Raw genomic sequence first — 25,478 nt, forward strand, 5'->3', positions numbered from 1 at the left:
TCTGACACCATTCCCCGGGGGCCCCGTTCGGCGGACGGACGGTGCTCGTTCGGAGAAACTTGCGACCAGGGGACGGATGGGACCGCGCAGTGCGGGGCTACGAGAGCCAGGAGCGAGAGCCGGCGGCTGACGTCGACCACCTCTCTCGGTTCGAGGCCGAGATGAAGCGGCTGAAGACCGAGCGGGAAAAGGCGATCCAGCACGCCGAGGACCTCGGCTACCAGGTCGAGGTGCTGCGCGCCAAGCTGCACGAGGCACGGCGCACCATCATGTCCCGGCCGGCGTTCGACGGCGGTGACCTCGGCTATCAGGCCGAGCAGCTGCTGCGCAACGCCCAGATGCAGGCCGACCAGCTGCGCCAGGACGCCGAGCGGGAGCTGAGCCAGGCCCGCGCGCAGACCCAGCGCATCCTCCAGGAGCACGCCGAGCAGGCCGCCCGGCTCCAGGCGGAGCTGCACCAGGAGGCGGTCACCCGCCGCCAGCAGCTGGACCAGGAGCTGGCCGAGCGCCGGCAGACCGTCGAATCGCACGTCAACGAGAACGTGGCGTGGGCGGAGCAGCTGCGCGCCCGCTCCGAGTCGCAGGCCCGCCGGCTGCTCGACGAGTCCCGCGCCGAGGCGGAGCAGTCCATGGCCGCCGCCCGCGCCGAGGCCGAGCGGCTGACCGCCGAGGCCCGGCAGCGGCTGCAGGCCGAGGCCGAGTCCGCCCGCGCGGAGGCGGAACAGCTGCTGCGCCGGGCCCGTACCGACGCCGAGCGGCTGCTGAACGCGGCGTCCACGCAGGCCCAGGAGGCCACCGACCACGCCGAGCAGCTGCGCTCCTCCACCGCCTCGGAGTCGGACGCGGCGCGCCGGCAGGCCGGCGAGCTGAGCCGGGCCGCCGAGCAGCGCATGGCGGACGCCGAGACGGCGCTGCGCGAGGCGCGCAGCGAGGCGGAGAAGCTGGTCGCCGAGGCGAAGGAGGCCGCGACCAAGTCCCTCGCCGGCGCGGAGGCCACCAACGAGCAGCGCACGCGCACGGCCAAGGAGCAGGTCGCGCGGCTGGTCAGTGAGGCCACGAAGGACGCCGAGCACAGCCGGGTCGAGGCCGAGCAGATCGTCGCGGACGCCCGTACCGAGGCCGAGAAGATCGTCGCCGAGGCCGGCGAGAAGGCCCGTACCGTCACCGCCGAGGAGGCGGCCTCCCAGCTGTCGAAGGCGGCGAAGACCGCCGAGGACGTCCTCGACAAGGCGGCCGAGGAGGCCAGGCGGACCACCAAGGCGGCGGCCGAGGAGGCCGAGCGGATCCGCACCGAGGCGGAGACCGAGGCGGACCGGCTGCGCGCCGAGGCGCACGACATCGCCGAGCAGCTCAAGGGCGCGGCGAAGGACGACACCAAGGAGTACCGGGCCAAGACGGTCGAGCTGCAGGAGGAGGCGCGCCGGCTGCGCGGCGAGGCCGAGCAGCTGCGGGCCGACGCGGTCGCCGAGGGCGAGGGCATCCGCGCCGAGGCCCGGCGCGAGGCGGTCCAGCAGATCGAGGAGGCGGCCAGGTCCGCCGAGGAGCTGCTGGCGAAGGCCAAGGCGGACGCGGACGAGCTGCGCCAGACGGCCACGACGGACAGCGAGAAGGTCCGTACGGAGGCCATCGAGCGGGCGACGACCCTGCGCCGCCAGGCCGAGGAGACCCTGGAGCGCACCCGCAAGGAGGCCGAGCGGCACCGCGTGGAGGCCGCCGAGCGGGCCGAGGCGGTCACGGCGGACGCCGAGCGGGCCGCGCGCGAGCTGCGCGAGGAGACCGAGCGGGGCGTCGAGGCGCGGCGCGAGGAGGCGGCCGGGGAGCTGACCCGGCTGCACACCGAGGCCGAGGAGCGGCTCGCCGCCGCCGAGCAGGCGCTTGACGACGCCCGCGAGGAGGCGGCCCGCATCCGCCGCGAGGCCGCCGAGGAGACGGAGCGGCTGCGCGCGGAGGCCGCCGAGCGGATCCGCACGCTCCAGCAGCAGGCGGAGACGGAGGCGGAGCGGCTGCGCACCGAGGCCGCCGCCGACGCCTCCGCGTCCCGCGCGGAGGGCGAGGCCGTCGCCGTGCGCCTGCGCTCGGAGGCCGCGGCCGAGGCCGAACGGCTGAAGACGGAGGCGCAGGACACCGCCGACCGGGTACGGGCCGAGGCGCAGGCCGCCGCCGAACGGCTGGGCGCGGAGGCGTCCGAGACGCTGGCCGCCGCCCAGGAGGAGGCCGCCCGGCGCCGCCGCGAGGCCGAGGAACTCCTCGGCTCCGCCCGCCAGGAGGCCGACCAGGAGCGGGAGCGGGCCCGCGAGCAGAGCGAGGAACTGCTGGCGTCGGCCCGCAGGCGGGTCGACGACGCGCAGGCCGAGGCGGTCCGGCTGGTCGAGGAGGCCGACCGGCGCGCCACCGAGATGGTGGCCGCGGCCGAGCAGCACGCCCAGCAGGTCCGGGACTCCGTGGCCGGGCTGCACGAGCAGGCGCAGGAGGAGATCACCGGCCTGCGCTCGGCGGCCGAGCACGCGGCGGAGCGGACGCGGCGGGAGGCCGAGGAGGAGGCGGACCGGGTCCGCGCCGACGCCTACGCCGAGCGGGAGCGGGCCGGCGAGGACGCGAGCCGGCTGCGGCGCGAGGCCCGCGAGGAGACGGAGGCGGCCCGGGCGCTCGCCGAACGGGCGACGGCGGACGCGATCACCGACGCGGAGCGGCTGCGCACGGAGGCGGCCGCACACGCCCAGCGGGTGCGCACCGAGGCCTCGGACACCGTCGCCGAGGCCGAGCAGGCGGCCGCCCGTACGCGTGCGGAGGCCCGCGAGGACGCCAACCGCATCCGGTCGGACGCCGCGACGCAGGCGGACACGCTGATCACCGAGGCGCGCAACGAGGCCGAGCGGCTGCAGACGGAGACCGTCGTCGAGGCCGAGCGGGTGCGGGCCGATTCCGTCGCCAAGGCGGAGAAGCTGATCGCGGACGCGAGCGGGGACGCGGAGCGGCTGCGCGCCGAGGCCGCCGACACCGTCGGCTCCGCGCAGCAGCACGCCGAGCGGGTCCGCAGCGAGTCGGAGCGGCTCAGGGCCGAGGCGGGGGCCGAGGCCGAGCGGCTGGTGTCCACCGCGCGCGACGAGGCCGACCGGACGCTGGACGCGGCCCGCAAGGAGGCCAACAAGCGGCGGTCCGAGGCGGCCGAGCAGGTCGACACCCTCATCACGGAGACCACGGCGGAGGCCGACAAGCTGCTCACGGAGGCGCAGCAGCAGTCCCACAAGACCACCGCGGACGCCGAGGCGCAGGCCGACACGATGGTGGGCGCGGCCCGCCACGAGGCCGATCGGCTGGTGTCGGAGGCGACGGTCGAGGGCAACTCGCTCGTGGAGAAGGCCCGTACGGACGCGAACGAGCTGCTGGTCGGCGCCCGCCGGGACGCCACGTCGATCCGGGAGCGCGCGGAGGAGCTGCGCGAGCGGCTGACCAACGAGATCGAGGAGCTGCACGAGCGGGCCCGCCGCGAGGCCGCCGAGACGATGAAGTCGACCGGCGACCGCTGCGACGCGCTCATCAAGGCCGCGGAGGAGCAGCTCGCCAAGGCGCAGGCGAAGGCCAAGGAGATCGTCTCGGAGGCCAACTCCGAGGCGGGCAAGGTCCGTATCGCCGCCGTCAAGAAGGCCGAGGGGCTGCTCAAGGAGGCAGAGCAGAAGAAGTCCGCGCTCGTCAGGGAGGCCGAGGAGCTGAAGGCCGAGGCGATCCGCGAGGCCCGGCGCTCGGTCGAGGAGGGCAAGCGTGAACTCGATGTCCTGGTGCGCCGCCGCGAGGACATCAATGCGGAGATCTCCCGTGTCCAGGACGTCCTGGAGGCGTTGGAGTCCTTCGAGGCCCCGTCGTCCGGCAAGGACTCAGGGGTCAAGGCGAGCGCGACGGTCGGCGCTCCCCGATCGGGTGGCAAGTCGTCAGAAGGCTAGCGAGCCGGGAGCGTTCCGGTATGTTGTGGGCTCTTTGCCCCAGTCTTTGGCAAGCCGTCTGCCGGTTAGCCACTCAAAAGGGGTGTCATTCTCCAGATCAAACACGCATCCGCTCGATGACACACCGCTTCGGCCCCTAGGATTCCCCCTATCACCTCACCGGTCTCTTTCGACAGGAACCCCATGAGCGACACTTCCCCCTACGGCTTCGAGCTTGTGCGGCGTGGGTACGACCGCGCTCAGGTGGACGAACGGATCTCCAAACTCGTCTCCGACCGTGACAGCGCGCTCGCCCGCATCACCGCTCTGGAAAAGCGCATCGAGGAACTGCACCTCGAGACGCAGAACGCCCAGGCACAGGTAAGCGACGCCGAGCCGTCGTACGCAGGTCTCGGCGCGCGTGTCGAGAAGATCCTCCGCCTCGCCGAGGAGGAGGCCAAGGATCTGCGCGAGGAGGCCCGCCGGGCGGCGGAGCAGCACCGCGAGCTGGCCGAGTCGGCGGCCCAGCAGGTGCGCAACGACGCGGAGTCGTTCGCGGCCGAACGCAAGTCCAAGGCCGAGGACGAGGGCGTCCGGATCGTCGAGAAGGCCAAGAGCGACGCCTCTCAGCTGCGCGCCGAGGCGCAGAAGGACGCGCAGTCCAAGCGCGAGGAGGCGGACGCCCTCTTCGAGGAGACCCGTGCGAAGGCCGCGCAGGCCGCCGCCGACTTCGAGACGAACCTCGCCAAGCGCCGCGAGCAGTCCGAGCGCGACCTGGCCTCGCGTCAGCAGAAGGCCGAGAAGCGCCTCGCCGAGATCGAGCACCGTGCGGAGCAGCTGCGCCTGGAGGCCGAGAAGCTGCGCACGGACGCCGAGCGCCGCGCCCGCCAGACGGTGGAGACGGCTCAGCGCCAGGCCGAGGACATCGTGGCCGACGCCAACGCCAAGGCCGACCGCATCCGCTCGGAATCCGAGCGCGAGCTGGCGGCGCTCACCAACCGCCGCGACAGCATCAACGCCCAGCTGACGAACGTCCGCGAGATGCTCGCCACGCTCACGGGCGCCGCGGTGGCGGCGGCCGGCTCCCCGACCGAGGACGAGCCGATCTCCCGCGGTGTGCCGGCGCAGCAGTCCCGGTAACGACCCGGGATACTCCGGCTGAACAGCGCGAAGCCCTCTGCCACTCCAGTGGCGGGGGGCTTCGTCCCGTCTTAACGTGTCCGCATGATCGAGCTGGAGGGGTTGACCAAACGGTACAGCGACAAGATCGCGGTGCAGGACCTCACCTTCACCGTGCGGCCGGGCATCGTCACGGGCTTCCTCGGGCCCAACGGTGCCGGCAAGTCCACGACGATGCGGATGATCCTGGGCCTCGACCACCCCACCGGAGGCGACGTCAGGATCGACGGCAAGCACTACGACCAACTGAAGGACCCGCTGACGTACATAGGGGCGCTGCTGGACGCGAAGGCGGTGCACGGCGGGCGGAGCGCCTACAACCATCTCCTCTGTCTGGCGCAGAGCAACGGGATCGCCACCCGCCGGGTGAATGAGGTGCTGGACACCGTGGGGCTCACGGCGGTGGCCCGGAAGAAGGCCAAGGGGTTCTCGCTCGGCATGGGCCAGCGGCTCGGCATCGCGGCCGCGCTCCTCGGCGACCCGCGGATCCTGATGTTCGACGAGCCGGTCAACGGGCTCGACCCGGAGGGCATCCACTGGATCCGTAATCTGATGAAGTCTCTGGCCGAGCAGGGCCGGACCGTGTTCGTCTCCAGCCATCTGATGAGCGAGATGGCGCTGACGGCCGATCACCTCGTCGTCATCGGACAGGGGCGGCTGCTCGCCGACACCTCCATGGCCGGCTTCATCCGGGAGAACTCGCGGTCGTACGTCCGTATCCGCACCCCGCAGCGCGAGCGGCTGTTCGACGTGCTGCACGAGGCCGGGATCGCGGTCGCGCAGGCCGATGGCAGCGCGCTGGAGGTGGAGGGCGGCAAGGCCGAGCGGATCGGCGAGCTGGCCGCCCAGCACGGGGTCGTGCTGCACGAGTTGAGCCCGCAGCAGGCCTCGCTGGAGGAGGCGTTCATGCAATTGACGGCGGAGTCGGTGGAGTACCACGCGCACTCCGACGCCACCCCGGTCCCGCGGGACTGGGGTGCCGACTGGAAGGAGCCTGAGTCATGACGGCCGCCCAGGTCATCCGGTCCGAATGGACGAAGATCAGGTCCGTGGCGTCGACGGTGTGGACGCTGTCCCTCGCCGTGGTCGTCACGATCGCCCTCAGCATGCTGATCTCCGCCCTGTCGCGGAGCCAGTTCGACGACATGTCCGCCCAGGACCGGCTGTCGTTCGACCCGACCTATGTGAGCTTCGCGGGCATGACGCTCGGGCAGCTCGCGATGATCGTGTTCGGGGTGCTGGTGGTGTCGAACGAGTACAGCACCAGCATGATCCGCGTCTCGCTGGCCGCGGTCCCGCGGCGCGGCACGTTCCTGTTCAGCAAGATCGCGGTGGCCGCCGGTCTTGCGCTCGTGGTGGGCCTGGTGACCAGCTTCGTCGCGTTCTTCCTCGGCCAGGCGATGCTCGGCTCCCACCGGGCCCAGCTCGGCGACCCCGGCGTGCTGCGGGCCGTCGTCGGCGGCGGGCTCTACATGACGCTGATCGCGGTGTTCTCGATGGGCGTCGCGGCGATGCTGCGCTCGCCGATGCTGTCGCTCGGCATCCTGATGCCGTTCTTCTTCCTGATCTCGGGCATCCTCGGCAGCGTCGACGCGACGAAGAAGATCGGCCGGTACCTGCCCGACCAGGCAGGCAGCCGGATCATGCAGGTGGTCCCTCAGGTCGACGACGACACCCCCTACGGACCCTGGGGCGGCCTCGGCATCATGGTGCTGTGGGCGCTCGCGGCCGTGATCGGCGGTTACATCCTGCTGAAGAAGCGCGACGCGTAGTGACGACGGGCCTTTGCTGTGCCTTGGGCGGAACCGTCAGCACCCGGATAAGCTCCTAACCCTTACGGGGGCGTGTGCCCCGCTGTCCTGAACTTTCGAGGCATACCTTCCGATGGGGACCGGAGCATGATCGAGGCTGTCGGCCTGACCAAGCGCTACGGCGACAAGACCGCCGTGCACAACCTTTCCTTCCAGGTGCGGCCGGGAGCCGTCACCGGCTTCCTCGGGCCGAACGGCTCGGGGAAGTCGACGACCATGCGGATGATCCTGGGCCTGGACATTCCCACCGCGGGCTCGGTGACGATCGGCGGCTACCCCTACCGGAAGCTGCCGAACGCCGCCCGCCAGGTGGGCGCGCTGCTCGACGCCAAGGCGGTGCACGGCGGCCGGCACGCCCGCAACCACCTGCTCTGCCTGGCCCAGCTGTCCGGCATCCCGGCCCGCCGCGTGGACGAGGTGCTCGGTGTCGTCGGCCTCCAGGAGGTGGCCAGGAAGCGGTCCAAGGGCTTCTCCCTGGGCATGGGCCAGCGGCTCGGCATCGCGGCCGCGCTCCTCGGCGACCCGCAGGTGCTGCTGTTCGACGAGCCGGTCAACGGGCTCGACCCCGAGGGCATCCTGTGGGTGCGCAACCTGATGAAGGCGCTCGCCGCGGAGGGGCGGACGGTGTTCGTCTCCAGCCACCTCATGAGCGAGATGGCGCTGACCGCCGACCATCTGATCGTCATCGGGCGCGGACAGCTGCTCTCCGACATGAGTGTGACGGATTTCATCTCGGCCAACTCCGCCGACTTCGCGCGCGTGCGGACCCCGGACACCGAGCCCCAACTCCGCGAGAAGCTGACCTCCGCGCTCACCGAGGCGGGCGGGCATGTGCTGCCGGAGCAGGACGGCGCGCTGCGCGTGACGGGGCTGCCGCTCCCCCGCATCAGCGATCTGGCGCACGAGGCCGACGTACGGCTGTGGGAGCTGTCGCCGCACCAGGCGTCGCTGGAGGAGGCGTACATGCGGATGACGCAGGGCGCCGTGGACTACCGCTCCACCATCGACCAGAAGGCCGGGCTGCAGCAGCCGCTGCCGCCGGGCGCGCAGCCGCCGATGCCGGTGCCGGGCCAGGGCCAGCCGGGCTGGTACGCCCCGCCGCCACCCCAGCAGGGCGGTCAGGCGTTCACGATGCCGCCGGGGCAGCAGGCGCCGGGCGGCGCGCCCGCGGGCCCCTACGGCGGGCAGGGAGCGCCCGCAGGGGCGTACGGCGCACCGGCGGGCGCACCGAACCCGTACAGCGCCCCGGCGGCGCCCGGCGCGGGGCAGCCCAACCCGTACGCCCAGCCGGCCCCGCAGCCGCCCCAGGCGCAGCCCGCCGCGGGCGCGCCGGCCCAGCCCGCGGCGCCGGCCGCCGAGCCGGCCCCGTCCGCGCCCGTCTCCGCCGACCCGACCAAGCCCGAGGACGCCCGATGAGCACCCACCAGCCCCCGATGCCCCAGGCAGCCGTGGACGCGACCGACTGGCGGCCGGCGCCGGGTGGCCCGTTCCCGGGGTACACCTCGCCGATCCCGGTGGTGCGCACCCATCTCGGACATGCGCTCGCCTCCGAGTGGACGAAGATCAAGTCGGTGCGCTCGACGATGTGGACGCTCGGTGTGTTCGTCCTCCTCGTGGTCGGCATCGGCCTGCTGACCGGGTCGCTGGTCAGCGGCTCGACCTCGGACATGTCCGGCGAGAACCCGCTGTCCCTCGGCTTCTTCGGACTGCTGCTCGGCACCATGTGCGTCATCACGCTGGGCGTGCTGACCACGGCGTCGGAGTACGGCACCGGCATGATCCGTACGACCATGACGGCCTGCCCCTCGCGGGTGCGCGTGCTGACGGCCAAGGCGATCGTGTTCTTCGTCGTCGCCTTCGTCGTCACGCTGGCGGCCACCTCCCTAGTCGCCCTGGCGCAGACGTCCATGCTGGACGGCACGCCCGGCTTCCGGACCCCGACCGGCGGTGAGTGGCTGAAGGGCACGGTGGGCGTCAGCCTGTACATCGCGCTGCTCGGGCTGCTCTCGCTCGTCGTCGGCTCGATGATCCGGCACTCGGCGGGCGCGATCACCATCATGATCGGCGCCCTGCTCGCGCCGCTGGTGATCGCGCTGTTCATGTTCTCGTCGTCGCTGGAGAAGGTGCGCGAGCTGCTCTTCGAGTACTCGATCCCGAACCAGCTGAGCGTCTTCTACGCCAACTCGCTGAGCAACTCCGGCCCGTCGGGCTGGGATCCGCTGTGGATCGCCCTGGGTGTCACGGCGGTGGCGTTCGGCGCGGCCTGCCTGCTCCTGGAGAAGCGCGACGTCTGACCCCGCGGCGCCACCCCGAAGTGATCTAGAACCGCGGCGTGTTACGGGACCGCTGCACCCGTGTGGTGCGGCGGTCCTTCGCGTTCCAGCAGGCCTTGTGCCAGTGCCGGCGGTCGTCGACGCCCGCGTGCTCCGGCCAGGCCACCACGTGCGGGAGGCCGGAGGGGATCACCTGGTCGCAGCCGGGGCAGCGGTAGGTCTTGCCCTGGGCGCTGGCCCCGGCGACATGACGCACGTTCCAGTCCTCGCCCTGCCACTGCTCCGTGGACTGCCAGCCGCCGTAGCGGTCGGCGCGGTCGTCCTCGGCGCTCCGGCCGGACGAGGCCGCACCCTTGGGGTCCTTGGGCCGGTTGCGACGCGGGGACACGGGACACCTCACGGGGCTATACAGGATGCAGGGACTGTGTCCAGCGTACGCGGCCCGCACGGGGGTACGCGAAGGACCTCAAACCACACAAGTCGCCCAGCAGGGCCAGGCATTCTGCAGACAATCCGCAAATCCCGTCGCCAGGCCGTGTCCTCGGCACGTGTCAGAGGGTTATGCCGGTCGGGGGAGCTCCGCGTCGGAGCCACGAAAGCAGGAAAGACCATGCACGTAGGAAGTTTTGTGCTGGCCGCCCAGTTCCCGGGGCAGGGCCAGGGGGAGGCGCTGCACCGGGCGGTCCGCTCGGCGCAGGTCACCGAGGAAGCGGGGCTCGACGCGGTGTGGCTGGCCGAGCACCACTTCGTGCCGTACGGCACCTGCCCGTCCGCGATCACCCTGGCCGCGCTGCTGCTGGGCCGCACCCGCCGCATCCAGGTCGGCACGGCCGTCAGCGTGCTCCCCACGGTCCATCCGGTCGCCCTCGGCGAACAGGCCGCGCTGCTGCATGTGACCAGCGGCGGGCGCTTCACGCTGGGCGTCGGCCGCGGCGGCCCCTGGGTGGATCTGGAGGTGTTCGGCTCGGGCCTCGCCGCGTACGAGCACGGGTTCCCGGAGTCACTCGATCTGCTGGTGCGCTGGCTGCGCGAACCGTCGGTCGCGGCCTCGGGCGAGCGGTTCGCCTTCCGTGCGGTCCCGGTCGTGCCGCGCCCGACGGAGGCGCTGACGGACGTGCCGGGCCCCGAGGTCGTGGTCGCCTGCACCTCGCCGGCGAGCGTCCGGCTGGCGGCCGAGCGCGGCCTGTCGATGCTGCTGGGGATGCACATCGGGGACGAGGAGAAGGCCGAGATGGTCGCCCTGTGGCGGCGGCACGCGCGCGCGACGGGGCGGCCCGCCGACGAGATCGCCCGCGCCGCCCATGTGTCGGCGGGCGTCTGCCAGCTCGCCGACCGACGCACGGATGCGGTGGAGACGCTGCTGAAGGCGATGCCGGGTTGGCTGAAACAGGGGCTGGAGGCGCATACGACGGTGGACGGCCGGATGCGTGCGATGCGCGATCCCCTCGCCTACACCGAACTCCTCTGCGGGCTGCACCCGGTGGGCACCCCGCGACTGTGCGCGGACCGGCTCGCGGCGACCTCCGAACGGACGGGCATCTCCCGTTTCGCACTGCTCGTCGAGGGCTCGGGGGACCTCGCGACGACGGAGGAGAACGTACGGCGGCTGGGCACCGAGGTGCTCCCCCAACTCCGCTGACGCCGTGCGGTGTCCGCGCCGAGCGGGGAGCTTGCCGCCCCGGTACTGGATGCACCTCCCGCGGGCGGAGCGGCAAGCAGGCGGCTCACACCGTCAGCAGTCCCGGAGCTCGGGCGACTGGTTGAGCAACTGGTTGCGCACCGAGGTGAAGCGGGCCAGCGTCTCGTCGACCGAGGCGTCCAGCGGGAACACCGCCACCCGATGGCAGTTCTGGAAGGCCAGCCGCACACCGAAGTGCCGCTGCAGCGCGCCGCGTATCGCGTCACTCGCGAGCGCACGCAGCAGCTGACCGCGTGCCTGCTCGTCCGGCGGGGGCGTCTGGTTGTCGGCGAACTCTCCGCCGTCCACCTTCAGCTGGGCCACCAGGGAGCTGATCATCTCCCACGCGTAGGGCAGGGAGGTCCGGACGCAGTCGACGAAATCGGCTTCGTCGACCTCGCCTCGCTCGGCCTGTTCGAGTAGGGCCGGTGAGACGTCGAGCGACATGGGTTCTCCTCTCGCACCCCCGCACAGCAGGGGTTGCCGGACAGGTCAGGGAGTTCGCGATGTCGAACACGCTGAGTACACAGGTCGCGACCTCCCGTTCCCTACGGTAGGCAACCGACGGTGACGGCACCAGCAGAATGCGTACATGGGCCGATCGGATTGGGCGCACAATCGGCCAGGGATGAACAACTCTTTACACGGGTAAGGGGACGACCCGCCGGGATCCGGTCGACCGGGACGAGGCGAGACCGGTGGGCGAATCGCGGCCGTCGGGGCGCGTCGAGTAGCGTTGCCGACCATGCGTCTCGTCATTGCCCGGTGCTCCGTCGACTACGCCGGTCGGCTCACCGCCCACCTTCCCTCGGCTCCCCGTCTGATCCTGGTCAAGGCGGACGGCAGCGTCTCGATCCACGCGGACGACCGGGCCTACAAGCCCCTCAACTGGATGTCGCCGCCCTGCACTCTCAAGGAGGGGACAGGGGACGAGGACGGTGTCTGGACCGTCATCAACAAGGCGGGCGAGAAGCTCATCATCACCATGGAGGAGATCCTGCACGACTCCTCGCACGAACTCGGCGTGGACCCCGGCCTGATCAAGGACGGTGTGGAAGCGCACCTCCAGGAACTGCTCGCCGACCGCATCGAGACGCTCGGCGAGGGCTACACGCTGATCCGCCGCGAGTACATGACCGCCATCGGCCCGGTCGACATCCTGTGCCGGGACGCGACGGGACAGACCGTCGCCGTCGAGATCAAGCGGCGCGGTGAGATCGACGGCGTGGAGCAACTCACCCGCTATCTGGAGCTGTTGAACCGCGATCCGCATCTCGCCCCGGTCCGCGGCGTCTTCGCCGCCCAGGAGATCAAGCCCCAGGCCCGGGTCCTCGCCACCGACCGCGGCATCGGCTGCCAGGTGCTGGACTACGACGCCATGCGGGGCATCGAGGACGACAAGCTGCGGCTGTTCTGAGCGACGCGGGACAGTGCGGGACGGGCCGGATCCGGGCGACGGATCCGGCCCGCGCCGCCTCAGATGACGGAATCCGGGCCGCTCGGCGAGCCCGTGCCGTCCGGGGCGCTCGCCGAACTGCTCGCCTCCGCCGGTGCGCTGGAGGCGGGGCCGCTGGCCGAGTCGGACGTGGTCGGCGTCGGATCCGAGCTCGGCGACTCGGAGGGCTCCGGCGGAGTCGACGGCGGTGTGGGCGATGTCGACGGCGACGGCTTGGACGTCGGCGATGTCGACGTGGGCGGCCTGCCGGTGGGCGACGTGGACGGCGAGGACGGCGAGTCGTCACCGCCCGGCCGCCGCGTCCCGCTCGGGTCGTCCGACGGCCCGGTCATGGCCGGCGACGACGGCGGCGTCGGGTCGTCCGAGGTGCCCAGCGTGCCGTCGGGGCCCGGGTCGGTGGGCCTGCTGGTCGCCGTGCCGGTGTCGCCGCTGTCCTTCTTGGGCGTGTCCGCGCCCAGGCTGCCGTCGTCGGTGCCCGCACCGGCCGACGGGTTGACGTCGACCTTGCCGGACGGGTCGTCGGCGCTGTCGTGGGTCGTCATGCCGAGCGTCACCACCGTGCCGAGCACGGCCGCGAGCAGCGCGCCGGAACCGGCGGCCACCAGATTGCGCCGGGCCAGCCGGCGCAGCCCGCCGCCGGGCTTCTGCGCGGGTGCCGGGGGCCCGCTCCGACGGCTGACGAGCGTGTCAGCGACCGGCGGTGCCGCGGACGGGAAGCCCGCGGGGACGCCGCCGGGCGGCGCGGCGGACTCGTCCCGGCGCGCGGCCGCCTTCTCGCCCGCGCCGGCTCCGCCCCCGGGCACATCGCCCGCGCGGTCGGCGACCAGGGCGAGGGCACGGCGGCCGGCCACGGCGCCCCGCTTGTCGGCGAGGGCGCCGCGCAGACCGACCGAGGCCTCCAGTTCGGCGCGGGCCCGGTCCAGTTGGCCGCCGCACAGCGCGAGGACACCCAACTCGTGGTGGAAGTAGGCCTGTTCGGCCACGTCACCGGCGATCCGGGCGGCCTCGGCGCCGGACCGCAGCGCCCGTTCCCAGGCGCCCCAGTGCAGCCCCGAGGCAAAGGCGGGCGCGGCCGTGCGGGCGAGCCCGACGGCGGGGCTCTCCTCGTCCTCGGCGGCCGGCGGGGGCTGCGGCACGAGGACGGCCAGCGCGGCGAGCACGGCGTCGGCCTCGGCGCACACCCGCTCGGGCGTGACGGAGGGGTGGCCGGCCCACCAGGAGTAGTGCTGGGCGGCGGTGAGGGCCTCGGCGGCCAGGTCGTCGGCGTATCCGGCGGCCTCCAACTGCGTCTGCACGCCCGCCGCGAGGCGGTAGCGGGAGCCGACCGGGGAGACCAGCCCGCAGCCCGCGAGTTCACCGAGCGCGGCGTCCGCGTGGGTGTCGCCGGCCAGGGCGGGCAGATGCGCCTGGTGCGGCACCTCACCGCCGAGGGCGACGGCGAGCCGCAGGGCGGCGCGTGCCGAGGCGCTCAGCCGGGAGGCGAGCAGCGGAGCGGGCGCCGCGGCCTCGCCGAGCGACGGCAGGGGCACCTCCTCGGCGTCCTCGGCGTCCGTGCCGAAGGACGCGGGGCCGCCGCCCGGTTCGGCCGCCGCCGAGCGCGGGGAAGGGGGCCGTACGTCCTCGAAAACCCCGAACTCGTCCACGGCACCCACGCTGGTCCGCAGCCGGTCGCGCTGCCGCAGCAGGGCGCCGGCCTGGACGAAGCGCAGCGGCAGGCCCTCCGACTCAAACCAGAGGTCGCCCGCCCAGTTGGCCTCCTCCTCGGTGAGGACACGGCCGACGGCGCGCTCCAGCAGGTCGACGCCGCCGGCGCGGTCGAGGCCGTTGAGGAAGATCTCCTCGACGGCGGATTCGGCGGACGGCGCGGGCACGTCGGGGGTGGCGCCGATCAGGAAGGCGCACTCGGGGGTGGCCACGATCAGCTCGTCGAGGGCGGCACCGCCGAACTCGATGTCGTCGAGCACGACGACGGCGCCGATCTCGCCGACCAGGCCGAGCAGCTCCTCCCGCTCGGGTCGGTACCGGGGCGCGTCGTACACGGCGTGGAAGAGGTCGTGCAGCAGCTCGCCCGACGTGCGGTGGAAGCCGCTCAGCCGGACCACGCCGTCGGGGGCGAGGTCCGCGCAGTCCTCGGCGACGAGGTCGAGCAGGGCGGTGCGACCGGACCCGGAGGGCCCGGTGAGGCGTACGGAGCGGCCGCGGGCCAGCAGCCGCACCAGGCGCTCGCGCTCGTCCTGGCGTTCCAGGAGCGGCAGCGTGGGCCCGGCCGGTCCCGGCGGCACGGGCGGCCGTGCGGCGCGCTCGGCCGAGGCGCGCTCGGCCGCGGTGAACTTCACGGGCCTGCCGGGCCGCTCCCCCGGCGGGCAGGGCTCTATCTCGCTGCCGTCGACGGGGTTGACCGTGAGCAGGAAGTCACCGGAGACGAGCTGCACCGTGCGGGCGAGTGCGGGTGTGCTCTGGCCGAAGTCCGGTGTGAGGGATTCCCGGGGCGCACGCGGGCGCGGCGGGTCGCCTGGCCCGGTCTCGAATTCACTCGCCCGGGAGGTGTCCCCACCGTCGTGGCCGTGGTCCTCGGGTCCCGGTTTGATCGGGTCCATAGGTTCTCAAGCCCCCAAAAACGTGGTGTGCCCGTATCCGGCCCCTCCCGGCCTGCTGCACACCGCGCTGTCGCTTCTGGTCCGGGCCCGCTCGAGGGTTCGTATGGCAGCGGGCGAGCGAACCTTAAACCTTGGCACACCATCCACAACAGGCCGGGGTACCGGTCGGCCCGAGACGTCACGGTCTTGGGAGGATTGCGCATGACGTGCGGTTCTACGGTCTGCGCCCGGGTCTCCCCGCTCGCCCGGTGCACTCCCGGTCGCGGCGTCACACCCGGGGCAGGGACTCGACCCCGATGCCCCCCTCGATGGCCAGGATCCGGTGCAGCCGGGTGGCGACGAGCAGACGCTGCATCTGGGGCGGCACGTCGCGCAGCACCAGGCGCCGGCCGCAGCGGCCGGCCCGCCGGTGCACCCCCATGATCACCCCGAGCCCCGTGGCGTCCCAGGAGTCGAGTTCGGAGAGGTCGAGGACCAGGTCGCCGACACCGTCATCGACGGCCGAGTGCAGGGCCGTACGGGCGTCCGCCGCGCTGCGGACGTCGAGGCGGCCCCCGACGACCAGCTCGGCGTGGTCGCCCCTGATGTGCATAATGCGCTCCCCGTGAGTGCGGCGGCGTGCTCCGTGACTGTGCTGTGCACGGTCTGACTGCTTCAGCGACAGCCAGGTTGCCGTCTGTAAGCGAACCGATACCGAATTCACCCTTGAGGGTGATATCCCAGGGGCTGGTGCGGTCTCGGCGCCCCCGTCCGGCCTGATGCCGGCCGGAGGTCAGTAGGTGTAGAAGCCCTGCCCGCTCTTGCGTCCGATGTCACCGGCGTCCACCATCCGGCGCATCAGCTCCGGCGGCGCGAACTTCTCGTCCTGCGACTCGGTGTAGATGTTGCTGGTGGCGTGCAGCAGGATGTCGACGCCGGTGAGGTCCGCCGTGGCGAGCGGGCCCATGGCGTGGCCGAAGCCCAGCTTGCAGGCCAGGTCGATGTCCTCGGCGCTGGCCACGCCCGACTCGTACAGCTTGGTCGCCTCGACGACGAGCGCCGAGATCAGCCGGGTGGTGACAAAGCCGGCCACGTCCCGGTTGACGACGATGCAGGTCTTGCCCACGGACTCGGCGAACTCCCGCGCGGTGGCGAGGGTTTCGTCGCTGGTCTTGTAGCCGCGGACGAGTTCGACCAGCCGCATCATCGGCACCGGCGAGAAGAAGTGCACGCCGACGACCCGCTCCGGGCGCTCGGTGGCCGCCGCGATCTTGGTGATGGGGATGGCCGAGGTGTTGGAGGCGAGCACGGCGTCCGGGCGCACCAAGGCGTCGAGCGCGCGGAAGATCTCGTGCTTGATCTCCAGCTTCTCGAAGACGGCCTCGATGACGAGGTCGGCGTCGGCCACGGCGTCCAGGTCGGTGGTGGCGGTGATGCGGGCGAGTGCGGCGTCGGCGTCGTGCGCCTCCATCGTGCCCTTGCCCACGAACTTGTCGTACGAGGCCCTGATCGCGTCGGTGCCTCGCCTGAGCGCCTCGTCGGTGACATCACGCAGGACCACGTCCCAGCCCGCCTGCGCGGAGACCTGGGCGATGCCGGACCCCATGAGACCGGACCCGATGACGGCGAGCTTCCGTGCCACTCCGACTCCCCTTACGCACTGTTGAGGTCTGCCTCTCCGGCGGACATTAGCAGTGCCGGTACAGGGCTGGGCGCCTGGTGATCGGCGATCCTCCTCACAGTCGGGAACTCGGCGTCGGCCGGTCGGTATTGGGTTCCGCGCGGTGATGTCCCGGCGCCGCTGATGCCGCCGGCGACTAGATTGGCCACATGGTCAATCTGACGCGTATCTACACCAGGACCGGCGACAAGGGCACCACGAACCTCGGGGACATGAGCCGGGTCGCCAAGACCGACCTGAGGATCGCCGCGTACGCCGACGCCAACGAGGCGAACGCGGTGCTGGGCACGGCGATCGCGCTGGGCGGCCTCGACGCGGAGCTGGTCGAGGTCCTCGCCCGGGTGCAGAACGACCTGTTCGACGTGGGCGCGGACCTGTCGACCCCGGTGGTGGAGAACCCCGCGTCGGCGAAGGACACCGTCCCGCCGCTGCGCATCGAGCAGTTCTACGTCGACCGGCTGGAGGCGGACTGCGACCGCTTCAACGAGCGGCTGACGAAGCTGCGCTCCTTCATCCTGCCGGGCGGCACCCTGGGCGCCGCCCTGCTCCACCAGGCCTGCACGGTCGTCCGCCGCGCCGAGCGCTCGACCTGGGCGGCCCTGGAGGCGCACGGCGACTCCGTGAACCCGCTCACCGCGACCTACCTCAACCGGCTGTCCGACCTGCTGTTCATCCTGGCCCGCACGGCGAACAAGGAGACCGGCGACGTGCTGTGGGTACCGGGCGGGGAGCGCTGAGCGCTCCGCTGGAAATGCCGCGATGTGCCGTCGGTCGTCCGCGGCACCATCGTGGCTGGTCGCGCAGTTCCCCGCGCCCCTTCAGGGCGCGGGGCGCGCTCAGGGCAGTTTGGCCGGCTTCCGGTCCTCGGCGGGTGCCCGCTTGGGGAACAGGGTGTAGCTGGCGGCGATCACCACATTGATCCCGATCAGCCACACCATCCTCAGCTGCCACGCCCGCAGCGAGCCGGTCTCGCCGTCGGAACCGACGTACCAGGCGGCGGCCTGCAACAGCGCGATGGCGACCACGGAGGCGACGATCCAGCGGCCCGCGGTCCGCCACTCGCGGACGGCGCGGGCCATGCCGTACTTCGGTGGCTTCACCGGCGCCGGCCCGCCCGCGAAGCGATGGGCGACCCGGGCGTCGGCCCACTTGATCGTGGCGTGCCCGAGACCCACAGTGAAGCCGATGTAGACGGCCGCGAGACCGTGCCGCCAGTCCGGCTCCGCGCCGTTCTTGAGGTCGATCGCCGTCACGGTGAACAGCACGATCTCCAGCAGCGGCTCGCACAGCAGCAGCGCGAGGCCGGTACGCGGCATCCGCAGCGGATAGCGGAAGGCAAGTCCGGCCGCCAGCAGCACCCAGAACGCCACCTCACAGGCGATGATCAACCCGACGATCACGGTTCGCTCCTTTCTGTCACCTCTCCAGGCTCCCGTCCCGGGTCGCCGGTTTCGTCGTCGTCGGCGACGAACTCGCGGTACATCGAAAGATGCAGTCGCGGACCCTTCCCCGGGGGCAGGCGGGCCGCCCGCGGGCCGTGTTGGATGGAGGGCATGGCCCCGAACCTGCCCCGCCCGCACCGCGACGACCTGCGCATCGCCGTGGGCGGGCTGTTCGGCGGGCTGCTGCTGTGGGCGGTCGGCATCTTCCCGCGGACGGCCTCGGACGACCTGGCCGTCCGGCCCGGGTACTGGGCGCCCCTGGTGCCGCTGGCCGTGATGGCGGGCTGCGAACTGCTGCGCCGCATCCGGCCCGGCGCGGGCCTGCTGATCGGCACGGCCGCGATGGTCGCGGACCTGCTGACCCGGGGCAGCGTCGCCACGATCGTGCTCTACACGGACCTGATGTACGCGGCGGTCCTGTACGGCACGCCCGCCGTCGCCCGCCGCCTCCCGTGGATCACCGGGCTGCTCACCGTGCTCGGCGGGGTGGTGCCGGCCGCGCTCTGGCGCGATCCGCAGGGGATGCTCATCGGGGTCGGCGTGGGCGTCGTCGCCTTCGCCCCGGCCGCGACCGGCTGGGTGGTGCGCAACCACCGGGACGCGGCCGAGGCGGCACGGCTGCGGGCGGAGCAGACCGCGCTGCTCGCCGAGATGGACCGCGCCCAGGCCGTCGCCGCCGAACGGGCCCGGGTGGCACGGGAGTTGCACGACCTGGTGGCCAACCATCTGTCCGCGATCGCCATCCACTCCACCGCGGCGCTGTCGATCGACGACCCCGGCACCTCCAGGGAGGCGCTCGGGGTGATCCGGGAGAACAGCGTCGAGGGGCTGGCCGAGATGCGGCGGCTGATCGGGATCCTGCGGGACCACGCCGGCGGCGAGCCGTTCGCCACCCCCACGCTGGACAGCCTGGCCACGCTGGTCGACGGCGCCCGCGGCAACGGTCTCGACGTCACGCTCGACACCGATCACGGCGAGGTCCCGGCCCCCGTGGAACTCGCCGCCTACCGGATCGTGCAGGAGTCCCTGACCAACGCGCTCAAGCACGCCGGGCCGGGCCGGGTCACCGTCCGTCTCGTCCAGCGGGACGGTGTCCTGGACGTGCGGGTGAGCAGCCCGTACGGCCGTCCGGACGGCCCGCGGGCGCCCGGTTCCGGCGCCGGTCTGATCGGGATGCGGGAACGAGCCGTGCTGCTGGACGGCGGCTTCGAGGCCGGTCCCGACGGCGGCGTGTGGACCGTGCGCGCCACCCTCCCCGTGACCGAAGGAGACCCCGAATGATCCGTGTCCTGGTCGCCGAGGACCAGTCCGCAGTCCGCGCCGGGCTCGTACTGATCCTGCGCAGCGCGCCCGACATCGAGGTGGTGGGCGAGGCGGCGGACGGCGAGCGGGCGGTGCGGCTGGCCCGGGAACTGCGGCCGGACCTGGTGCTGATGGACGTTCAGATGCCCCGCAGGGACGGGGTGTCGGCGACCCGTGAGGTGGTCGGGGAGGGGCTCGCCGATGTGCTCGTGCTGACCACCTTCGACCTCGACGAGTATGTGTTCGGGGCGCTGCGGGCCGGGGCCGCCGGGTTCCTGCTGAAGAACGCCGAGGCGAAGGACCTGCTGACGGCGGTGCGCACGGTGGCGCGCGGCGAGGGGATGATCGCCCCGGCGGTCACCCGGCGGCTGATCGCCGAGTTCGCCGCCCGGCCGGTGCGGGAGACGTCGGCCGATCCGGCGGTGCTGGACGCGCTGACGCGACGGGAACGGGAAGTCCTGTCGTGTCTGGGCGAGGGGCTGTCCAACGCGGAGATCGCCGAGCGGCTCGAGATGGCCGAGGGGACCGTGAAGACGCACGTCAGCCGGCTGCTGGCGAAGCTGGAGCTGCGCAGTCGGGTGCAAGCCGCGGTGCTGGCACAGGAGTTGGGGATCTAGCCCGGCACCTCGGTAGTGGTCCAGACCTATTGACCCGTGGTCCAGACCTTTCTATTCTCGCGGCACAGTGGGCGTGAAGGCTCAGTCATGCCCCCGACACCCCCGGTCACCGGTTTCGGCGCCCCGGTGGCCGACGACACAAGAGGAGGCGCACGATGCGCTTCAGACACAGAGCCGCGGCAGGGTTCGCGACCCTGCTGCTCCCCCTCGCCGGGCTGGTCGGCCTCGCCGGTCCCGCCCAGGCGGCCGAGACCGCCACGGCCACCTACACCAAGGCCTCGGACTGGGGAACCGGGTTCGAGGGCAAGTGGACCGTCCAGAACACCGGCACGACGACCATCACCGCGTGGACGGTCGAGTGGGACTTCCCCTCCGGTACGTCCGTCACCTCCGCCTGGGACGCGGACGTCACGTCCTCCGGCACCCACTGGACCGCCAAGAACAAGTCCTACAACGGCACTCTCGCCCCGGGCGCCTCGGTCTCCTTCGGCTTCAACGGCGCGGGCTCCGGCTCCCCCGCCAACTGCAAGCTGAACGGCGGCAGTTGTGACGGCACCTCGGTACCGGGCGACAACCCGCCGTCCGCGCCGGGCACCCCGACGGCCTCCGACATCACCAACACCTCGGTGAAGCTGTCCTGGTCGGCGGCCACCGACGACAAGGGCGTCAAGAACTACGACGTGCTGCGCGGCGGCGCCAAGGTCGCCACCGTGACGTCCACCTCGTACACGGACACCGGCCTGACCGCGGGCACCGACTACTCGTACACCGTCCAGGCCCGCGACACCGCCGACCAGACCGGCCCGGTCAGCGGCGCGGTCGCCGTGCGCACCACCGGCGGCACCACTCCCCCGCCCACCGGCGACACGGTCAAGCTCGGCTACTTCACCGAGTGGGGCATCTACGGCCGCAACTACAACGTCAAGAACCTGGTGACGTCCGGCTCCGCGGCCAAGATCACGCACATCAACTACGCCTTCGGCAACGTCACCGGCGGCAAGTGCGCGATCGGCGACTCCTTCGCCGACTACGAGAAGAGCTTCACCGCCGACCAGTCGGTCAGCGGCGCCGCCGACACCTGGGACCAGCCGCTGCGCGGCAACTTCAACCAGCTGCGCCAGCTGAAGGCCAAGTACCCGAACCTCAAGGTGCTGTGGTCCTTCGGCGGCTGGACCTGGTCCGGCGGCTTCACCGAGGCGGCCAGGAACCCGGCGGCCTTCGCGCAGTCCTGCTACGACCTGGTCGAGGACCCGCGCTGGGCCGATGTCTTCGACGGCATCGACATCGACTGGGAGTACCCGAACGCCTGCGGCCTGAGCTGCGACAGCAGCGGGCGGGACGCCTTCAAGAACCTGATGTCGGCGCTGCGGGCCAAGTTCGGCGCCAACTACCTGGTCACCGCGGCCACCACGGCCGACGGCTCCTCCGGCGGCAAGATCGACGCCACCGACTACGCGGGCGCCGCGCAGTACGTCGACTGGTACAACGTGATGACGTACGACTTCTTCGGCGCCTGGGCGGCGCAGGGCCCGACCGCCCCGCACTCCCCGCTCACCTCGTACAGCGGCATCCCGACCGCCGGCTTCACCACGGCCGACGCGATGGCCAAGTACAAGGCGCAGGGCGTGCCCGCGAAGAAGCTGCTCATCGGCATCGGCTTCTACGGCCGCGGCTGGACCGGCGTCACCCAGGACGCCCCGGGCGGCACCGCCACCGGAGCGGCGGCGGGCACCTACGAGCAGGGCATCGAGGACTACAAGGTGCTCAAGACGTCCTGCCCGGCCACCGGCACCGTCGCGGGCACCGCCTACGCGAAGTGCGGCAGCAACTGGTGGTCGTACGACACCCCGGCGACCATCGGCACAAAGATGGCGTGGGCCAAGACCCAGGGTCTGGGCGGCGCGTTCTTCTGGGAGTTCAGCGGCGACACCGGCAACGGCGAACTGGTGAGCGCCATCAACAGCGGCCTGTCGTAGGACGGTTCGCAAGAAGGTTCGCCGGACCAACCGGCACCGAGCGACCTTGACACTCCCCCGGACCTAGTCGGGGAACCCCCCACGCAACGGGTGGATGCGGCTACGCCACATTCACCCGTTGTCCGGGCGGGGCAGCCTCCAGCCACGCGAGGAAACCGGTCAGCGCGTCGTCGCTCATGGCGAGTTCGAGGCGGGTGCCGCGATGGGTACAGGCCAGGATGACGGCGTCGGAGAGCAGCGCCAACTCCTCCTCGCCCTCCGGGACCCGGCGGCCGGCCACCTCGATCGCGGAACGCTCCAGGACGCGCCGCGGCCGGTAGGCGTAGGAGAAGACGCGGTACCACTCGATGCGGTCACCGTTGTAGCGGGCGACGCCGTAGCTCCAGCCCTTGCCGCTGGTGTCGGGTTTCTCCACCACGTCCCAGCGCAGCGAACAGTCGAACGTGCCCCCGGAGCGCTGGATGAGCCGGCGGCGCAGACCGAACAGGAACAGCCCCACCACCACGAGCGCTACCACGACTCCGCACACAGTCAGAGCGAGGACCATCGGCACCGACCTCCTCGTCTCCTAGGTAACGGAACGGAAAAAACACCCACATCTGCCTCAGCCGCGGCCGGTACCGGATTGCTCCGGTACCGGCCGCGGCTGAGTGTCGTCATCGCACGACGCTCCCCCAGAGCCTAGAGGACTGGGAGGCGTCCCCGGTCAGCGCGTCGTCGCCGCACGCAGGCGGACATCCGCGCGCCGCTCGGCGGCGGCATCACCCTCCGCCTTCGCGCGCTCCAGCTCCCGCTCCACGCGCTGGACGTCGATCTCGTCCGACAGTTCGGCGATCTCGGCCAGCAGCGACAGCTTGTCGTCCGCGAACGAGATGAAACCGCCGTGCACCGCGGCGACGACCGTGCCGCCATCACTCGTACGGATGGTCACCGGGCCCGACTCCAGCACACCGAGCAGCGGCTGGTGACCGGGCATGACGCCGATGTCGCCGGACGTGGTGCGCGCGACGACCAGGGTGGCCTCGCCGGACCAGACCTGACGGTCGGCGGCGACCAGCTCGACGTGCAGCTCAGCAGCCAAGGGTGGCTCCTCGGGTCACCACCCGGCTCAGGTGCCGGGTGTGGGGTCAATTCTAATGGGCGTGGCGAGAGGGGCCGGACGCACCCCGGAAGGAGTGGGTCCACGCCCCTCTCGGACGAGCGCGGGGCTCAGGAGACGCCCAGCTCCTTGGCGTTGGCCTTGAGGTCCTCAATACCACCGCACATGAAGAACGCCTGCTCGGGGAAGTGGTCGTACTCACCGTCGCAGATCGCGTTGAACGCGGCGATCGACTCGTCGAGCGGCACGTCCGAGCCGTCCACGCCGGTGAACTGCTTGGCGACGTGGGTGTTCTGGGACAGGAAGCGCTCCACACGACGGGCCCGGTGGACGACGAGCTTGTCCTCCTCGCCGAGCTCGTCGATACCGAGGATCGCGATGATGTCCTGGAGGTCCTTGTACTTCTGCAGGATCGTCTTGACGCGCATCGCGGCGCCGTAGTGGTCCTGCGTGATGTAGCGCGGGTCCAGGATCCGGGACGTGGAGTCCAGCGGGTCCACGGCCGGGTAGATGCCCTTCTCGGAGATCGGACGGGAGAGCACCGTCGTCGCGTCGAGGTGGGCGAAGGTGGTGGCCGGGGCCGGGTCGGTCAGGTCGTCCGCGGGGACGTAGATCGCCTGCATCGAGGTGATCGAGTGACCGCGGGTCGAGGTGATGCGCTCCTGGAGGAGGCCCATCTCGTCGGCCAGGTTCGGCTGGTAGCCCACCGCGGACGGCATACGGCCGAGCAGCGTGGAGACCTCGGAACCGGCCTGCGTGAAGCGGAAGATGTTGTCGATGAAGAACAGCACGTCCTGCTTCTGGACGTCACGGAAGTACTCGGCCATGGTGAGGCCGGCCAGCGCGACGCGCAGACGGGTGCCCGGGGGCTCGTCCATCTGACCGAAGACCAGGGCGGTCTTGTCGATGACGCCCGAGTCGGACATCTCCTCGATCAGGTCGTTGCCCTCACGGGTGCGCTCACCGACACCGGCGAACACGGAGACACCGTCGTGGTTGTTGGCGACACGGTAGATCATCTCCTGGATGAGCACCGTCTTGCCGACGCCGGCGCCGCCGAACAGGCCGATCTTGCCGCCCTTGACGTACGGGGTGAGCAGGTCGATGACCTTGACGCCCGTCTCGAACATCTCGGTCTTGGACTCGAGCTCGTCGAAGTTCGGGGCCTTGCGGTGGATCGGCCAGCGCTCGCCGTCGTAGGCCTCGTCGACGTTCAGCACCTCACCGAGGGTGTTGAACACCTTGCCCTTGGTGAAGTCGCCGACGGGGACGGAGATGGCGGAGCCGGTGTCCGTCACCGGGGCCTGGCGGACCAGACCGTCGGTGGGCTGCATGGAGATGGTACGGACCAGGCCGTCACCCAGGTGCTGGGCGACCTCCAGGGTCAGCGTCTTCTTCTCGCCCTCGTTCGCCGGGTCGGCGACGTCCACGTGCAGGGCGTTGTAGATGTCCGGCATCGCGTCGACGGGGAACTCCACGTCGACGACCGGGCCGATGACCCGGGCGACGCGGCCCGTAGCCGTCGCGGTCTCAACAGTGGTGGTCATTAGCGGTCACTCCCCGCGGTCGCGTCGGCCAGGGCGCTCGCGCCACCGACGATCTCGCTGATTTCCTGGGTGATTTCGGCCTGGCGGGCCGCGTTGGCAAGCCGGGAGAGCGTGTTGATCAGCTCGCCCGCGTTGTCGGTGGCCGACTTCATCGCGCGCCGCGTGGCGGCGTGCTTCGAAGCGGCCGACTGGAGCAGCGCGTTGTAGATACGGCTCTCCACATAGCGCGGCAGCAGGGCGTCGAGGACGTCCTCCGCCGAGGGCTCGAAGTCGAACAGCGGAAGGATCTCGCCCTTGGGCTGCTCCTCCGCCACCTCGTCGAGGCGCAGCGGCAGCAGCCGGGCGCCCAGCGCCGTCTGCGTCATCATCGACACGAACTCGGTGTAGACGATGTGGAGTTCATCCACACCGCCGTCGGCCGTGTCCCGCTCGATGGCCTCGATCAGAGGCGCCGCGACCTTCTTCGCGTCCGCGTACGTCGGCTCGTCGGTGAACCCGGTCCACGACTCCGTGACCTTGCGCTCACGGAAGTTGTAGTGGGCCAGACCGCGACGGCCGACGACATACGTGTCGACCTGCTTGCCCTCGCGCTCCAGGCGCTCGGTCAGCTGCTCCGCCGCCTTGATGGCATTGGAGTTGAAGGCGCCGGCCAGACCGCGGTCGCTCGTCAGGAGCAGGACCGCGGCACGGGTCGGGTTCTCCGCCTCCGTGGTGAGCGGGTGCTTGGTGTTCGAACCGGTGCCGACCGCCGTGACCGCGCGGGTCAGTTCCCGCGCGTACGGCGTGGAGGCCACCACCTTGCGCTGCGCCTTGACGACGCGCGAGGCGGCGATCATCTCCATCGCCTTGGTGATCTTCTTGGTCGCGGTGACGGATCGGATGCGACGCTTGTAGACCCGGAGCTGGGCTCCCATGAGTCAGGTC

The 25,478-nt window shown here is 71.7% G+C and carries 22 protein-coding genes; 12 read left to right on the plus strand and 10 right to left on the minus strand.

All coding sequences use genetic code 11. The features are described from left to right. The first annotated feature begins 89 nt into the window (after positions 1-89). From scy to CTZ28_RS37800, 6 genes are all read left to right on the plus strand, one after another. The gene (scy, locus tag CTZ28_RS37775; RefSeq protein ID WP_121894277.1) at positions 90-3,938 is read left to right on the plus strand and encodes a polarized growth protein Scy; all 3,849 of its coding nucleotides are present in this window, start codon (positions 90-92) and stop codon (positions 3,936-3,938) included. Positions 3,939-4,121: 183 nt separating this feature from the next. Beyond that, positions 4,122-5,057 (plus strand): coiled-coil domain-containing protein, encoded by a 936-nt coding sequence (locus CTZ28_RS37780; protein WP_121894278.1) that lies wholly within the window; start codon positions 4,122-4,124, stop codon positions 5,055-5,057. A gap of 84 nt (positions 5,058-5,141) precedes the next feature. Next, complete coding sequence (locus CTZ28_RS37785; RefSeq protein ID WP_121894279.1) at positions 5,142-6,101, plus strand: ABC transporter ATP-binding protein; 960 nt, start codon at positions 5,142-5,144, stop codon at positions 6,099-6,101. Next, positions 6,098-6,868, plus strand: coding sequence for an ABC transporter permease (locus CTZ28_RS37790; RefSeq protein WP_121894280.1), 771 nt, complete (start codon positions 6,098-6,100; stop codon positions 6,866-6,868). The genes CTZ28_RS37785 and CTZ28_RS37790 overlap by 4 nt, the downstream gene beginning before the upstream one ends. Before the next feature lie 126 nt (positions 6,869-6,994). Further along, complete coding sequence (locus CTZ28_RS37795; RefSeq protein WP_121894281.1) at positions 6,995-8,323, plus strand: ABC transporter ATP-binding protein; 1,329 nt, start codon at positions 6,995-6,997, stop codon at positions 8,321-8,323. Then, positions 8,320-9,201, plus strand: coding sequence for an ABC transporter permease (locus tag CTZ28_RS37800; RefSeq protein WP_121894282.1), 882 nt, complete (start codon positions 8,320-8,322; stop codon positions 9,199-9,201). The genes CTZ28_RS37795 and CTZ28_RS37800 overlap by 4 nt, the downstream gene beginning before the upstream one ends. 25 nt (positions 9,202-9,226) lie before the next feature. Here the strand turns inward: CTZ28_RS37800 and CTZ28_RS37805 are convergent, their stop codons facing one another. Further along, the gene (locus CTZ28_RS37805; RefSeq protein WP_121894283.1) at positions 9,227-9,568 is read right to left on the minus strand and encodes an ATP/GTP-binding protein; all 342 of its coding nucleotides are present in this window, start codon (positions 9,566-9,568) and stop codon (positions 9,227-9,229) included. 222 nt (positions 9,569-9,790) lie between these two features. Between CTZ28_RS37805 and CTZ28_RS37810 the strand changes: the two genes are divergently transcribed. Next, complete coding sequence (locus tag CTZ28_RS37810; RefSeq protein WP_121894284.1) at positions 9,791-10,819, plus strand: LLM class flavin-dependent oxidoreductase; 1,029 nt, start codon at positions 9,791-9,793, stop codon at positions 10,817-10,819. 93 nt (positions 10,820-10,912) lie between these two features. Here the strand turns inward: CTZ28_RS37810 and CTZ28_RS37815 are convergent, their stop codons facing one another. Beyond that, positions 10,913-11,305 (minus strand): SCO5389 family protein, encoded by a 393-nt coding sequence (locus CTZ28_RS37815; protein ID WP_093499046.1) that lies wholly within the window; start codon positions 11,303-11,305, stop codon positions 10,913-10,915. A 298-nt stretch (positions 11,306-11,603) separates the two neighbouring features. On the opposite strand from CTZ28_RS37815, the gene nucS reads away from it, so the two are divergent. Continuing rightward, positions 11,604-12,275: an endonuclease NucS gene (gene nucS / locus CTZ28_RS37820; RefSeq protein WP_121894285.1), complete on the plus strand. Its 672-nt coding sequence runs from the start codon at positions 11,604-11,606 to the stop codon at positions 12,273-12,275. 59 nt (positions 12,276-12,334) lie between these two features. Here nucS and CTZ28_RS37825 read toward each other — a convergent pair whose 3' ends face one another. From CTZ28_RS37825 to CTZ28_RS37835, 3 genes are all read right to left on the minus strand, one after another. Continuing rightward, positions 12,335-14,911 (minus strand): ATP-binding protein, encoded by a 2,577-nt coding sequence (locus tag CTZ28_RS37825; RefSeq protein ID WP_121894286.1) that lies wholly within the window; start codon positions 14,909-14,911, stop codon positions 12,335-12,337. Between the two features lie 268 nt (positions 14,912-15,179). Next, a complete protein-coding gene (locus CTZ28_RS37830; protein ID WP_121894287.1) occupies positions 15,180-15,503 on the minus strand; it encodes an STAS domain-containing protein in 324 nt (107 codons plus the stop codon). A gap of 180 nt (positions 15,504-15,683) precedes the next feature. After that, the gene (locus CTZ28_RS37835; protein ID WP_121894288.1) at positions 15,684-16,532 is read right to left on the minus strand and encodes a 3-hydroxyacyl-CoA dehydrogenase family protein; all 849 of its coding nucleotides are present in this window, start codon (positions 16,530-16,532) and stop codon (positions 15,684-15,686) included. Positions 16,533-16,720: 188 nt separating this feature from the next. On the opposite strand from CTZ28_RS37835, the gene CTZ28_RS37840 reads away from it, so the two are divergent. Beyond that, positions 16,721-17,308 (plus strand): cob(I)yrinic acid a,c-diamide adenosyltransferase, encoded by a 588-nt coding sequence (locus CTZ28_RS37840; RefSeq protein WP_121894289.1) that lies wholly within the window; start codon positions 16,721-16,723, stop codon positions 17,306-17,308. A 99-nt stretch (positions 17,309-17,407) separates the two neighbouring features. On the opposite strand, the gene CTZ28_RS37845 is transcribed toward CTZ28_RS37840, so the two are convergent. Further along, entirely contained in the window at positions 17,408-17,971 is a 564-nt protein-coding gene (locus tag CTZ28_RS37845) for a hypothetical protein (protein WP_121894290.1), read from the minus strand. A 153-nt stretch (positions 17,972-18,124) separates the two neighbouring features. Between CTZ28_RS37845 and CTZ28_RS37850 the strand changes: the two genes are divergently transcribed. From CTZ28_RS37850 to CTZ28_RS37860, 3 genes are all read left to right on the plus strand, one after another. Next, positions 18,125-19,294, plus strand: a complete 1,170-nt coding sequence (locus CTZ28_RS37850; RefSeq protein ID WP_121894291.1) for a sensor histidine kinase — start codon at positions 18,125-18,127, stop codon at positions 19,292-19,294. Further along, entirely contained in the window at positions 19,291-19,932 is a 642-nt protein-coding gene (locus CTZ28_RS37855) for a response regulator (RefSeq protein WP_121894292.1), read from the plus strand. Before CTZ28_RS37850 ends, CTZ28_RS37855 begins: the two co-directional genes overlap by 4 nt. A 155-nt stretch (positions 19,933-20,087) precedes the next feature. Continuing rightward, positions 20,088-21,908, plus strand: coding sequence for a glycoside hydrolase family 18 chitinase (locus tag CTZ28_RS37860; protein WP_121894293.1), 1,821 nt, complete (start codon positions 20,088-20,090; stop codon positions 21,906-21,908). A gap of 100 nt (positions 21,909-22,008) precedes the next feature. Here the strand turns inward: CTZ28_RS37860 and CTZ28_RS37865 are convergent, their stop codons facing one another. The 4 genes from CTZ28_RS37865 to CTZ28_RS37880 form a co-directional block, all read right to left on the minus strand. Continuing rightward, positions 22,009-22,455 (minus strand): DUF2550 domain-containing protein, encoded by a 447-nt coding sequence (locus tag CTZ28_RS37865; protein WP_121894294.1) that lies wholly within the window; start codon positions 22,453-22,455, stop codon positions 22,009-22,011. Positions 22,456-22,614: 159 nt separating this feature from the next. Next, positions 22,615-22,989, minus strand: coding sequence for a F0F1 ATP synthase subunit epsilon (locus CTZ28_RS37870; RefSeq protein ID WP_121894295.1), 375 nt, complete (start codon positions 22,987-22,989; stop codon positions 22,615-22,617). A 128-nt stretch (positions 22,990-23,117) separates the two neighbouring features. Continuing rightward, positions 23,118-24,554 (minus strand): F0F1 ATP synthase subunit beta, encoded by a 1,437-nt coding sequence (gene atpD / locus CTZ28_RS37875; RefSeq protein WP_121894296.1) that lies wholly within the window; start codon positions 24,552-24,554, stop codon positions 23,118-23,120. Beyond that, positions 24,554-25,468 (minus strand): F0F1 ATP synthase subunit gamma, encoded by a 915-nt coding sequence (locus tag CTZ28_RS37880; protein WP_121894297.1) that lies wholly within the window; start codon positions 25,466-25,468, stop codon positions 24,554-24,556. The genes atpD and CTZ28_RS37880 overlap by 1 nt, the downstream gene beginning before the upstream one ends. Positions 25,469-25,478: the final 10 nt, after the last annotated feature.

It is taken from the genome of Streptomyces shenzhenensis, from assembly GCF_003688995.1.
In the GTDB taxonomy this organism is placed as follows: domain Bacteria; phylum Actinomycetota; class Actinomycetes; order Streptomycetales; family Streptomycetaceae; genus Streptomyces; species Streptomyces shenzhenensis_A.

Coding starts and splice junctions, on each gene's coding strand:
- CTZ28_RS37790 (WP_121894280.1), top strand. CDS start 6,098: ATGACGGCCGCCCAGGTCATCCGGTCCGAATGGACGAAGATCAGGTCC.
- CTZ28_RS37785 (WP_121894279.1), top strand. CDS start 5,142: ATGATCGAGCTGGAGGGGTTGACCAAACGGTACAGCGACAAGATCGCG.
- CTZ28_RS37825 (WP_121894286.1), bottom strand. CDS start 14,911: ATGGACCCGATCAAACCGGGACCCGAGGACCACGGCCACGACGGTGGG.
- CTZ28_RS37830 (WP_121894287.1), bottom strand. CDS start 15,503: ATGCACATCAGGGGCGACCACGCCGAGCTGGTCGTCGGGGGCCGCCTC.
- CTZ28_RS37810 (WP_121894284.1), top strand. CDS start 9,791: ATGCACGTAGGAAGTTTTGTGCTGGCCGCCCAGTTCCCGGGGCAGGGC.
- CTZ28_RS37795 (WP_121894281.1), top strand. CDS start 6,995: ATGATCGAGGCTGTCGGCCTGACCAAGCGCTACGGCGACAAGACCGCC.
- CTZ28_RS37860 (WP_121894293.1), top strand. CDS start 20,088: ATGCGCTTCAGACACAGAGCCGCGGCAGGGTTCGCGACCCTGCTGCTC.
- CTZ28_RS37880 (WP_121894297.1), bottom strand. CDS start 25,468: ATGGGAGCCCAGCTCCGGGTCTACAAGCGTCGCATCCGATCCGTCACC.
- CTZ28_RS37855 (WP_121894292.1), top strand. CDS start 19,291: ATGATCCGTGTCCTGGTCGCCGAGGACCAGTCCGCAGTCCGCGCCGGG.
- atpD (WP_121894296.1), bottom strand. CDS start 24,554: ATGACCACCACTGTTGAGACCGCGACGGCTACGGGCCGCGTCGCCCGG.
- CTZ28_RS37800 (WP_121894282.1), top strand. CDS start 8,320: ATGAGCACCCACCAGCCCCCGATGCCCCAGGCAGCCGTGGACGCGACC.
- nucS (WP_121894285.1), top strand. CDS start 11,604: ATGCGTCTCGTCATTGCCCGGTGCTCCGTCGACTACGCCGGTCGGCTC.
- CTZ28_RS37840 (WP_121894289.1), top strand. CDS start 16,721: ATGGTCAATCTGACGCGTATCTACACCAGGACCGGCGACAAGGGCACC.
- CTZ28_RS37815 (WP_093499046.1), bottom strand. CDS start 11,305: ATGTCGCTCGACGTCTCACCGGCCCTACTCGAACAGGCCGAGCGAGGC.
- CTZ28_RS37865 (WP_121894294.1), bottom strand. CDS start 22,455: ATGGTCCTCGCTCTGACTGTGTGCGGAGTCGTGGTAGCGCTCGTGGTG.
- CTZ28_RS37850 (WP_121894291.1), top strand. CDS start 18,125: ATGGCCCCGAACCTGCCCCGCCCGCACCGCGACGACCTGCGCATCGCC.
- CTZ28_RS37780 (WP_121894278.1), top strand. CDS start 4,122: ATGAGCGACACTTCCCCCTACGGCTTCGAGCTTGTGCGGCGTGGGTAC.